Annotated in this window: 7 protein-coding genes; 6 read left to right on the top strand and 1 reads right to left on the bottom strand. The window is 72.1% G+C overall.

What is annotated here, in order from left to right:
• Positions 1-233 precede the first annotated feature (233 nt).
• From E1265_RS28470 to E1265_RS28460, 4 genes are all read left to right on the top strand, one after another.
• Positions 234-1,406 carry an NAD-dependent epimerase/dehydratase family protein gene (locus E1265_RS28470; protein ID WP_132933866.1) on the top strand — a complete coding sequence of 391 codons (1,173 nt, stop codon included), beginning with the start codon at positions 234-236 and terminating at the stop codon, positions 1,404-1,406.
• Positions 1,407-1,436: 30 nt separating this feature from the next.
• On the top strand, positions 1,437-1,934 hold the full coding sequence (locus E1265_RS28465) for a molybdenum cofactor biosynthesis protein MoaE (RefSeq protein WP_132933865.1): 498 nt from the start codon (positions 1,437-1,439) through the stop codon (positions 1,932-1,934).
• 105 nt (positions 1,935-2,039) lie between these two features.
• Positions 2,040-2,213 carry a hypothetical protein gene (locus E1265_RS37365; protein ID WP_165953918.1) on the top strand — a complete coding sequence of 58 codons (174 nt, stop codon included), beginning with the start codon at positions 2,040-2,042 and terminating at the stop codon, positions 2,211-2,213.
• A gap of 25 nt (positions 2,214-2,238) precedes the next feature.
• Positions 2,239-3,330 carry a S16 family serine protease gene (locus tag E1265_RS28460; protein ID WP_132933864.1) on the top strand — a complete coding sequence of 364 codons (1,092 nt, stop codon included), beginning with the start codon at positions 2,239-2,241 and terminating at the stop codon, positions 3,328-3,330.
• A 40-nt stretch (positions 3,331-3,370) separates the two neighbouring features.
• Here E1265_RS28460 and E1265_RS28455 read toward each other — a convergent pair whose 3' ends face one another.
• A complete protein-coding gene (locus E1265_RS28455; protein ID WP_132933863.1) occupies positions 3,371-3,928 on the bottom strand; it encodes a PPA1309 family protein in 558 nt (185 codons plus the stop codon).
• A 151-nt stretch (positions 3,929-4,079) separates the two neighbouring features.
• Between E1265_RS28455 and E1265_RS28450 the strand changes: the two genes are divergently transcribed.
• Together E1265_RS28450 and E1265_RS28445 are read left to right on the top strand one after the other, a co-directional pair.
• Positions 4,080-7,013, top strand: a complete 2,934-nt coding sequence (locus E1265_RS28450) for a UPF0182 family protein (protein ID WP_132933867.1) — start codon at positions 4,080-4,082, stop codon at positions 7,011-7,013.
• Between the two features lie 346 nt (positions 7,014-7,359).
• On the top strand, positions 7,360-8,991 hold the full coding sequence (locus E1265_RS28445) for a tetratricopeptide repeat protein (protein ID WP_132933862.1): 1,632 nt from the start codon (positions 7,360-7,362) through the stop codon (positions 8,989-8,991).
• Positions 8,992-9,109 lie beyond the last annotated feature (118 nt).

The raw sequence follows: 9,109 nt of genomic DNA, 5'->3' as shown, positions 1-9,109 counted from the left end.
CGGCCGCCCTGCCCCCCGCCGCCACCGCGCTTCTTGCCGGATTCACCATCATCCGGCTCCTCCGGGGGGAGGCCGAATCCGAAGGGAAAGTCACTCACGGGAATCCTCGGCTCTGTGTGTCGGACGGAACCAACGTGGCTGCCCGATCGCTGGTCTCTGCCTCCAGCCTAGACACCTCTCAGGCAGGATGGGCGTGCGCACGTCGTACCAGAAACAACCGCTGGAGAAGCCCTGTGAGTTCCCCGGAGCCAGCCGTTCGCGCTGCGCGAAACGGCCCCGCGGCCCCGCTGACCGTCGCCGTCACCGGTGCCGCGAGCGGGGTAGGCGCCCTGCTCACCGAGCGTCTGCTCGCCGCGGACGAGGTGAAGCGGGTGCTCGCCCTCGACGAGCGCGTCGGTGACGTCAAGGGTGCCGAGTGGCACACGCTGGACGTCCGCGACCCGGCCATCGCCGACCTGTTGCGCACCTCGGGGGCCGCCCGCGGCCCGCTCCGCCGCGAGGGGGCGCGCGACCGCGACCGCGAAGGCGCGCAGGGTCCGGTGGACGTGGTGGTGCACCTCGCCCTCGACCTGGACCTGGAGTCCGACCCGGCCGCCCGCACCGCGTACAACGTGCGCGGCACCCAGACCGTGCTGACCGCTGCCGCGGCCGCCGGGGTGCGGCGCGTCGTGCTGTGCACCTCGGCCATGGTCTACGGCGCGCTGCCGGACAACGACGTGCCGCTCGCCGAGGAGGCCGAGCTCCGCGCCACCGCCGACGCCACCTGCGTCGGCGACCTACTGGAGATCGAGCGCCTGGCGCGCCGCGCCCCCCGCGCGCACCCCGGGCTCAACGTCACGGTGCTGCGCCCGGCCGTGCTGGTCGGCGGCACGGACACCGCGCTGACCAGGTACTTCGAGTCGCCCCGGCTGCTCGTGGTCGCCGGCTCGCGGCCGCGCTGGCAGTTCTGCCACGTGGACGACCTGGTCAGCGCCCTGGAGTTCGCCGTCCTCGACAAGGTGGAGGGTGAGCTCGCGGTCGGCTGCGACGGCTGGCTCGAGCAGGAGGAGGTCGAGGAGCTGACCGGCATCCGCCGCATGGAGCTGCCGCCCTCGGTCGCGCTCGGCGCGGCGGCCCGGCTGCACCGGCTCGGCCTCACCCCGTCCCCGGCCGGCGACCTCGCCTACACCATGCACCCCTGGGTGGTCAGCGGCAGCAAGCTGTACGAGGCGGGCTGGCGGCCGCGCTGGAGCAACGAGGAGGTGCTGGCCGAGCTGCTCGCCGAGGTGGCGGGCCGGCACACGGTTGCCGGCCGCCGGCTCGGCCGCAAGGACGCCGCGACGACGCTCGGCGCGGCCGGCGCGACGGTCGCGCTGGTGGGCACGGCGGCCCTGGTGCGGCGGGCGAGGCGCAGCCGGCGTCGTTGAGTGGATGTTCGGTAGGGCAGCATGGTGGACATGACTGGGCCCACTGCGACGCCTCCCGAACGCCGAGCCGACCGTGCTGACCGCGCCGACCGCGCGGAGCCGATCCGGCTGCTCGCGATCCGCGACACTCCGCTGTCCGTGGACGAGGTCTTCGCGGCGGTGGGCCACGAGCGGGCCGGCGGCACCGCGTTGTTCGTCGGCACGGTCCGCGACCACGACGGGCCCGCCAAGGGGCCGGCCGTCACCTCACTGGCCTACTCGGCGCACCCCAGCGCGGAGGCCGAGCTGCGGCGGGTGGCGGAGAAGATCGTGGCGGACTTCCCGGTCGAGGCGCTGGCCGCCGTGCACCGGGTCGGCGACCTGGGCGTCGGCGACCTCGCGGTGATCGTGGCGGTCGCCTGCCCGCACCGCGGCGAGGCGTTCGACGCCGCCCGCCGCCTGATCGACGACCTCAAGCGCGAGGTCCCGATCTGGAAGCACCAGTCCTTCGCCGACGGGACCCAAGAATGGGTGGGGGCCTGCGCGTAGCGCGGTCGCCTCGTGCGAAGATCATCAAGGAAGTTACTCCGGTTGCGTAACTCGTTCCCACGACCGAGCGTTGGTGGTACGTCCGCCGGAGGTGGGAGGTAGGTCATGGCGGTTCTCCTGTGGCTGCTGATTCCCGTCGCCGGCGCGGTGGTGGCCGGGCTGTGGAGCGCCTGGGCCACCCGTCGCAGCGTGAACCACCGGGGCATGCGGGACAAGGCCGGGGTGCGGGGCTACGAGGCGTTCCGCGCCGCGATGGAGCGGGCCCCGGCGGACGGCTGACGGACCCGTCACGTACTGTCAAGGCATGCCACGCCGCACCGCGACGCTGCTGACGTCGATCCTCCTGCTGATAGGGCTGCTCTGCGCCGGGGTGCTCATCAACGTCCCCTACGCGGAGATGTCGCCGGGACCCACGGTCAACACCCTGGGCGAGCACGACGGCGAGCCGGTGCTGAACATCGAGGGCCACGAGACGTACGAGGCCTCGGGCCACCTCAACATGACGACCGTCCGCGTGACCGGCGTCGACTACCGGATGAACCTGCTGGAGGCGGTCAGCGGTTGGCTGGCGGCGGACGCGGCCGTGGTTCCGTACCGCACGCTCTATCCGGAGCAGGTCTCGGCCGACGAGGTCGAGCAGCAGAACGCGGAGGAGTTCAGCGCCTCCCAGGAGAGCGCCAAGGTGGCGGCGCTCGAGGCGATCGGCTACGACATCCCGGCGCAGACCATCGTCGCCGCCGTCGTCAGGGACAGCCCGTCGGAGGGGCGGTTGCACGCCGGGGACGCGATCGTGGCCGTCGACGGCACCAAGATCACCGAGCCCGGGCAGGTCGCCGAGCTCGTCACCCAGCACGAGCCCGGTGAGGACGTGGTGTTCACCATCGTGCCGGCCGAGCAGGCGCAGGCCGCGCAGGAGGCGGGCGAGGAGCTGCCGACCGACACCGAGGACGTCACCATCACGACCGCGGCGGCCGACGACGACCAGCGCGCGATCGTCGGGATCCAGGCCGGGGTCACCCACACCTTCCCGTTCACCATCGACATCAAGTTGGCGGACGTCGGCGGGCCGAGCGCCGGCCTGATGTTCGCGCTCGGCCTGATCGACCGGCTCACCCCCGACGACCTGACGGGCGGCGCCTTCGTCGCCGGCACCGGCACCATCGACGACGAGGGGCGGGTCGGGCAGATCGGCGGCGTCGCGATGAAGGTCATCGCGGCCAGGGAGGCCGGCGCCGAGTACTTCCTCACGCCGGAGAACAACTGCGCGGCCGCGGCGGAGAACGTGCCGGACGGGCTGACGCTGGTGCGCGTGGCCACGCTCGACGACGCCCTCGCCGCGCTCGAGGACATCAGCGAGGACCGCACCGGGGACCTGCCGCTCTGCTCGGCGAGCTGAGCGAAGGCCCTCGCGCGTACGGCCGCTCCCCGGCGCCCGGCTACTCCTCGAAGGTGGCGGCCAGCGCGGCGGCGAGCCCAGGCACCAGTTCGGGCCCGGTGAGCACGTCCATCGGGGAGTCCTTCTCGCGCAGCCGCAGCGCCGACTCGCGGCGCCCGTCCCGCAGCACGGCCACCGTCATCCTGACCTCCTGCCGGTCCGGGTGCTTGGCCACCCAGTCGGCCAGCGCGGCCTCCGACAGGCCATCCGGCAGCTGGGCCTCGGCCGATGGCGGCAGCATCAGCCGCTCCACGGCCAGCGCGCAGCCGGCCACCTGGTCGGGCCAGGCGATCGTGGCGAGGAACTCGTCGAGCGGCACCCCGGCCGGCAACTCGTCCTGTTCGATCGGGGTCAGGGGGCTGTCGCCGCCCAGGTCGAGCTGTTCGGCGAGCGCGGGCTCCTCGGCGCGCAGCCGCTCGGTGTCGACCAGCGCGAACAGCAGCGCCGGGCGGTCCCAGCCGAGCCCCGCGACATAGTCGTCGATTTCGAGCACCGCCCTGGTCAGCGGATCGGCGGCCGGCGGCGCGGCACTGGGTACGTCGGGGGTCGTGTTGTCCATGGGCCTATCGTGCCGTCTCATACCCCGAAATCGGGAACCGAGTAAAGCTTGAGTAAGTTAGTCCGAGTGGGCCGCGCGATGTCCGTTGGGCGGGCGTTCGGCCCGACAACGACCACAGCGATTCTTTGAGGTGCGCACCTTGGCTTTCCAGATGCCGGACCGGGGCTCGGGCCGTGGCCCCAACGGTCCGAACGGGCCCCGGGGGCCGAGAGGTCCAGGCGGCCCACGGTTCAGCGTCGGACGTCCTCCCAGAGGCGCCAGGAGCCTGTTGATCACGGCGGCGATTCTGGCGGGACTCGCCATTCTCTTCGCCATGTTCGCCGGATTCTGGACGGACTGGCTCTGGTATCGCTCCGTCGGATACACGAGCGTGTATCGCACCGAGCTCCTGACCAGGGCCTCGATGTTCGTGGGCTCCGGTCTGGTGATGACGCTCGTGGTCGGCTTCAACATCTGGCTGGCGCACCGGCTTCGGCCCCCGCTGAGCGCCATGTCGATGGAGCAGCAGAATCTCGATCGTTATCGAATGGGTATCGCCCCCTTCAAAAGGTGGGTGCTGATCGGCGTCTCGCTGGTGATCGGTCTGATCGCGGGCGGTTCGGCCTCCGGCCAGTGGCGCACCTGGCTGCAGTGGGTCAACGGGAGGTCGTTCGGCGTCGAGGACCCGCAGTTCCACCGGGACGTCTCGTTCTACGCCTTTGACTACCCCTTCTATCGATTCGTCCTCGGTTTCGCTTTCGCCGTGATCGTCCTGTCCACGATCGCGGCCGCGCTGACCCACTACCTCTACGGCGGCGTGCGGCTGACCACGCCCGGCAGCCGCATCACGCAGGCGGCCACCGGCCACCTGTCGGTGCTGCTCGGCCTGTTCGTGGCGCTCAAGGCGGTCGCCTACTGGCTCGACCGGTACGGCCTGGCGCTCAAGGGGGGCGACTTCCGCAACGCCGAGGGCTGGACCGGCCTGCGCTACGTGGACGCCAACGCGTACCTCCCGGCCAAGACGATTCTGACGATCATCGCGGCCATCTGCGCCGTGCTGTTCTTCGCCACGCTCTGGCGGCGCGGCTGGCAGCTGCCGGTGATCGGGCTCGGCCTGATGGTGCTCTCCGCGGTGCTGATCGGCGGCGTCTACCCGGCGCTCGTCCAGCAGTTCCAGGTCCGGCCGAACGAGCAGGCCAGGGAGACGCCGTACATCCAGCACCACATGGACTCGACGAAGGACGCGTACGACATCGCGGACGCCAGTATCGAGGACTATTCGGGTGTGAGTGAGGCGTCACCCGAGACGCTGCGCAACGCGGTGGGCGACACGGCCTCCATCCGGCTGCTCGACCCGAGCGTGGTCTCGCCGGCCTTCCAGCAGATCCAGCAGGTCCGTGGCTACTACCAGTTCCCCGGCACGCTGGACGTGGACCGTTACCCGATCGGGAACGAGGGCGCCGAGCAGGACACCGTGATCGGCCTGCGCGAGATGAACGTGAACCAGATCCCCGAGCGGAACTGGATCAACGAGCACTTCCGCTACACCCACGGCTTCGGCGTGGTGGCCGCCAACGGCACCACGGTGCAGAGCAACGGGCAGCCCGACTTCACCGAGCGCGACCTGCCGCAGGAAGGCCAGTTGACCGACCTCGGCGCGTACGAGCCGCGGATCTACTTCGGCGAGTACACCACCCAGTACTCGATCGTCGGCGGCCCGCAGCAGGAGATCGACTACGCGGGCGAGGACGGCGAGGTCGAGTACAGCTACGAGGCCGACGCGGGCGTCTCGCTCGACAACTACTTCGTCCGCGCCGCCTACGCGCTGACCATGGGCGAGCCGCAGATCCTCTACTCCGGCGCCATCGGCGACGGTTCGCGGATCCTCTACAACCGCACCCCCAAGGAGCGGGTCGAGGCGGTGGCCCCCTGGCTCACCATCGACGGCGACCCCTATCCGGCGGTGGTGGACGGTCGGGTGCTGTGGATCGTGGACGCGTACACCACGTCCAACGGCTATCCGTACTCGTCGCGCACCACACTCGGCGACGTCACCGAGACCTCGTTGACCGAGACCCAGGGCGACGTGATCGCCCAGGAGAACCAGATCAACTACATCAGGAACTCGGTGAAGGCCACCGTCGACGCCTACACGGGCGAGGTGGAGCTCTACGAGTGGGACGAGCAGGACCCGGTGCTGCAGACGTGGCGCAGCGCGTTCCCCGGGACCGTGCACGACCGGGACGAGATCGGCGACGAGCTGATGGGTCATCTCCGGTACCCGCAGGACCTCTTCAACGTCCAGCGCGACCTGCTCCAGCGGTACCACGTGGACAGCGCCGACCAGTTCTACAGCGGCTCGGAGCGCTGGCAGGTGCCGGACGACCCGACCCAGCAGGGCCAGTCCGTCCCGCCGTACTACCTGAGCATGCGGATGCCGGACCAGGACGGCCAGGTCTTCTCGTTGACCACGACGTTCACGCCACAGGGCAGAGACACGTTGGCCGCCTACATGGCGGTCGAGGCGGACGCGAGATCCGACGACTACGGCACGATGCGGATCCTCACCCTGCCGGCGAACACGACGGTCTGGGGCCCACAACAGGTGCAGAGCCGGTTCAACTCCGATCCGGACATCGCCACGGAGATCAACATCCTCCAACGCGGCGACTCCGAGGTCGAGTACGGCAACCTGCTGACGGTGCCGTTGGAGGGCGGGCTGCTCTACGTCGAGCCGGTCTACGTGCGCGGCGCCAACACCGACTATCCGCTGCTGCGGAAGGTGTTGGTCACCTACGGCGAACAGACCGCCTTCGAGGACACGCTGGGCGAGGCGTTGGACGTCGTGTTCGGCGTGACCGAGTCAGGCGAGGAGCCGCCACCGGAGGACGAGACGCCGCCGGACGAGGGCGAGGAGGAGCCGCCGACCGACGCCACGTTGGAGGAGGCCATCCAGGACGCCACCCAGGCCTGGGAGGAGAGCCAGCAGGCCTTCGAGGCGGGCGACTGGGGCGCCTACGCCGAGGCCCAGGAGCGACTCGAGGAGGCCTTCGGCCGGATCGAGGAGCTTGAGGGCGGGCAGCCCGAGGAGACGCCGTCCGAGTGATGGACGACATCGGGTGAGGGGCCGGGAGACGGTGACGTCTCCCGGCCCCTCACGTCGTCGGCCTCCCGGCCCTCACCTCGCACTTCACCAATACCGTGCAGCGCGACCACAGTTCACACCCGTCAACCCGTCAACCTTGCGCATAAGTTCGGCGGTTGCCGCTGGTGCTTGGTGACCTGCTCTGACAGTGTCGAACGGCATACTGCGTCTCGACTCAGGACAACTCCCTGCCCGCGATGGTGTTTGGGTGTATCCATATCGGGAAGTCGACAAACCGCTGAAGTGACTTCACTGGCTGCGGTATACCAGGTGTACGCAGGTTTCAGGTGGTGCGACTATGGACCTTATGGGGGACAACGCGAGGTTCGAGAGCAGTCGTGCGGCTGCGCGCGAGGGCGCGCGGCTGTTGCGCCTCGGCGACCTGGACCACGCCGAGGGGCCGCTGCGTACCGCCGCGGCGGACGGCGAGCGGTCGGCCGCCAACAATCTGGGGGTTCTGCTCTACCAGTCGGGGCGCGCCGACGAGGCGGCCGAGTGGTGGCGGATCGCCGCCGTCGGCGGCTCGGCGCCCGCCGCCCACGCGCTCGGCCGGCACCACCGCGAGCGCGGCGACGAGGCGGCCGCCGAGTACTGGCTGCGGCAGGCGGCCGAGTCCGGGCACGCCTCCGGCGCCTACGCCCTGGCCGACCTCCTCGACCACCGGGGGGCGCCGGGCGCCGAAGCCTGGTTCCGCGCCGCCGCCGAGCGCGGCCACCGCGAGGCCGCCTACCGCTACGGCTGCCAGCTCGCCAAGCGCGACGCCGCGGCCGCCGAGGGCTGGTTCCGGCAGGCCGCCGCGCGCGGCCACCGGCGCGCCGCGCTGCGGCTCGCCACCTCGCTCGAGGAGCGCGGCGAGCTGGCCGAGGCCGGCCGCTGGTACCAGGAGGCCGCCGAGGCCGGCGAGCCGCGTGCCGCGAGCGCGCTCGGCTTCCTGCTGCGCGACGGCGGCGACGAGGCCGGCGCCGAGCGCTGGTGGCGGCGCGCCGCGCGGGACGGCGACGGCCCCGCGGCCAACGCGCTGGGCGCGCTGTGCGCGCAGCGCGGCGAGCGGCAGGAGGCCCAGCGCTGGTACCGGGCCGCGCTGGACGCCGGCGACACCAACGGCGCCTTCAACCTGGCGCTGCTCTGCGCCGGCCAGGGCCGGATGACCCAGGCCGAGCAGTGGTACCGGCGCGCGGCCTACGCGGGCCACCGCGAGGCGTCCAACGCGCTGGCCGTGCTACTGCTCCAGCGGGGCGACGCGGAGGGCGCCGAGCCCTGGTTCTCCAAGGCGGCCGAGGCGGGCAGCGTCGACGCGGCGTTCAACCTCGGCATCCTGCACGCGGGACGGGACGAGACGGCCCAGGCGCGGCACTGGTACGAGCAGGCCGCGGCGGCCGGTCACCCGGAGGCGGCGCTGCAGATCGCGGTCGAGCTGCTGCGGGCCGGCGGCTCCGAGGCCGACCAGCGGCGCGCCGAGGAGCACCTGACGCTGGCGGCCGAGGGCGGCAGCGTCGAGGGTGCCTTCCGGCTCGCCGTGCTGATAGAGCGGCGCGGCGACGAGGAGGCGGCCGAGCGCTGGTACACGGCGGCGGCCGAGCGCGGCCACCGCCGCGCCCAGGTGCGGCTCGGCATGTGCGCGGCCGCGCGGGACGACGTGGTGACGGCGGCGCGCTGGTACCGGGCCTCTGCCGAGGCGGGCAGCCGCAACGGGGCGTTCAACCTGGGGCTGCTGCTGGCCCGCGAGGGCAGCCTGCCGGAGGCGGCCCTGTGGTGGCGCCGTGCCGCCGAGGCCGGCCACGGCCGGGCGGCGCTGCAGCTCGCCCTGCTCGCCTCGCGCCGCGGCGACCTGGCGGAGGGCGGCACGTGGTGCACGCGCGCCATGGAACTGGGCCCTCCGGAGGTCACGGAACGCGCGGCCCGCCTGCGGGACGCACTCCGCCAGGAGCTGACGGCGTAGGCCGCGTTCCCGCCACGGGCCCGCGCCGGCGCGGAGCGCACCGCGCTCCGCGCCGGCTCTGCGTACTGCGCATCACGGCCCACCGCCACCGTGCGGAGCGCGCCCCAAGGGGTGGGTG

Origin of the sequence: Streptomyces sp. 8K308 (genome assembly GCF_004348315.1) — a bacterium.
In the GTDB taxonomy this organism is placed as follows: domain Bacteria; phylum Actinomycetota; class Actinomycetes; order Streptomycetales; family Streptomycetaceae; genus Streptomyces.
The sequence above is the reverse complement of the archived record's forward strand: the minus strand, read 5'-3'. Positions and strand labels throughout refer to the sequence as shown.